Below are 1418 nucleotides of genomic sequence, written 5' to 3' on the forward strand. Positions count from 1 at the left end.
GGATCAGTCCTAAAAGTTGGGGAATTGGGTTCAATCGATTTTCTTTGTTAAAAAAAAGAATTGGAAGAAAAGGATTACCTCAGTTTGCTTTTGCCTAAAGGGCTTTTGGAATTTTTCAAGGTTACTTCAGCAACCTTAAAGGACAATGCTTATCATATTTATCTGGAAGAACTCAATATTCACCCTGAACATCTCCAGGGAGTGAAGCTCACCTCCAAAGGTTTTTTTGAGGAGGTTACTATTCAGGATTTCCCTCTGAGGGGTAAAGCTTGTTTCCTGAAAATTAAACGGAGAAAGTGGTTGAATGAAGAGACGGGAAAGAATGTAAGCAGGGACTGGAATTTGGTAGCTAACGGCACGCGAATGACACAGGAATTCGCGCTTTTTTTAAAAAGGAACGATTGGACTCGTCCCCTGTAAGCTGTAAGAGTCTTGCCGAAAACTTCCATGTGAACGGAAAAGTTCTTGAACATCAGTATGTTTTTCATCTTAGTGACTTTCAGACTTGGTCTCAGAAATCCCATGCCAAGGATTGGATCCTCTTTCCACAAAATTTAGGCACACACCTCAGCATTGATGAAACATCCCTTTCTCAGGGAGAGCTCTATACCGTACTGACCAATAAAGCCGCCAAAGGCAAAAAGGGAGCGTTGGTTGCTATGATCAAGGGAACTGACAGCGGGCGGGTAATTGATATTCTAAGAAAACTACCCGAGAGCAAACGCAAGAAAGTGAAGGAAGTGACCCTTGACATGGCAGCCAGCATGGAGCGAATTGTCCGCAGGAGTTTCCCTAAAGCACTGTTGGTTACCGACCGGTTTCATGTACAGCAGCTCGTACATGAGGCTGTTCAGGAAATGAGAATAGCCCACAGATGGGAAGCCATCGAACAGGAAAATAAAGAAATGGAGCTGAGTAAAGAATTTGGCAAGCCATTTATCTCCAACAGGCTCGAAAACGGAGACACAGAAAAACAATTGCTTGCCCGAAGCAGGCACCTTCTTTTCAAGGGAGAGGACTCTTGGACGCCCTCCCAGGCTCACCGGGCAGAAATACTTTTCCAAAGGTATCCAGATCTGGAAAAAGCCTATAAACTGTCCAGGTCTCTTGCTCGAATCTATCAGACTAGTAAAATAAAAGGAGTAGCTTTTACCAAACTGGCTTTCTGGTATAATGAAGTGGAAAAAGCAGGGTTTAAATCCTTCAAAACAGTATCCAGAACCATCCAAAACCACTATGAAACCATTCTCAATTTCTTCGAAAACAGAAGTACAAACGCTTCGGCTGAATCATTCAACGCAAAAATCAAAGCTTTTAGAGCACAGTTTAGAGGCGTTTCAAATGTAGAGTTCTTCCTATTTAGACTAGCTAATATCTATGGCTAAATTTTGAACCTCCCCAGATTTTAAGACTGATCC

2 protein-coding genes are annotated in these 1418 nt (G+C 42.5%); both read left to right on the forward strand.

Going from position 1 to position 1418, the window contains the following annotated elements:
• Window positions 1-60 precede the first annotated feature (60 nt).
• Window positions 61-420, forward strand: a complete 360-nt coding sequence (locus CHB66_RS16740; protein ID WP_089242554.1) for an ISAon1 family transposase N-terminal region protein — start codon at window positions 61-63, stop codon at window positions 418-420.
• 29 nt (window positions 421-449) lie between these two features.
• Window positions 450-1385 (forward strand): ISAon1 family transposase, encoded by a 936-nt coding sequence (locus tag CHB66_RS16745; RefSeq protein WP_089242555.1) that lies wholly within the window; start codon window positions 450-452, stop codon window positions 1383-1385.
• Window positions 1386-1418 lie beyond the last annotated feature (33 nt).

It is taken from the genome of Belliella buryatensis (genome assembly GCF_900188245.1).
Classification (GTDB): domain Bacteria; phylum Bacteroidota; class Bacteroidia; order Cytophagales; family Cyclobacteriaceae; genus Belliella; species Belliella buryatensis.